Here is a 749-nt window from a genome sequence, read left to right on the forward strand (position 1 = left end):
CAGGAAAGAGAGGGAAAACGGCCAGCCTGAAGCCAAAAAGGCCGAAGCGGCGAAGCCCGCCAAGATAACCATCCATTGCGCGGATCCCGCCGCTGCGAAAAAAGCCTTCGCCAGCGAAGAGGCGGTGATCGACGGCGTGCTGCTTGCGCGCGATCTCGTCAACGAACCGGCCAATGTGCTCGGCCCCGTCGAGTTCGCCGCCCGCGCCAGGGAACTGGAGGCGCTCGGCGTCGCGGTAGAGATCCTCACCGAGAAGGAGATGAAGAAGCTCGGCATGGGTTCGCTGCTCGGCGTCGCGCAAGGCTCGCCGCGCGGCGCCCGCATGGCCGTCATGCAATGGAAGGGCGGCAAGGCCAAGGACGCGCCGATCGCCTTTATCGGCAAGGGCGTCACCTTTGACACCGGCGGCAATTCGATGAAACCGGCCTCCGGCATGGAGGACATGAAGGGCGACATGGGGGGTGCGGCCGCCGTCACCGGGCTGATCCATGCGCTGGCCGCGCGCAAGGCCAAGGCCAACGTCGTCGGCGTCATCGGCCTGGTCGAGAACGCCGTCGACGGCCACGCGCAGCGGCCGGGCGACATCGTCACCTCGATGTCGGGCCAGACCATCGAAGTGCTCAACACCGACGCCGAAGGCCGCCTCGTGCTCGCCGATGCGCTCTGGTACGCCAACGACCGCTTCAGACCGAAATTCATGGTCAACCTGGCGACGCTTACCGGCGCCATCATGGTTGCGCTCGGCCAGC

1 pseudogene is annotated in these 749 nt (G+C 66.4%); it reads left to right on the forward strand.

Annotated features, from left to right (window positions below):
• Positions 1–749, forward strand: a pseudogene (locus tag EOA38_RS38025) (leucyl aminopeptidase); the annotation flags it as partial.

Origin of the sequence: Mesorhizobium sp. M1E.F.Ca.ET.041.01.1.1 (assembly GCF_003997355.1) — a bacterium.
Taxonomy (GTDB): Bacteria; Pseudomonadota; Alphaproteobacteria; order Rhizobiales; family Rhizobiaceae; genus Mesorhizobium.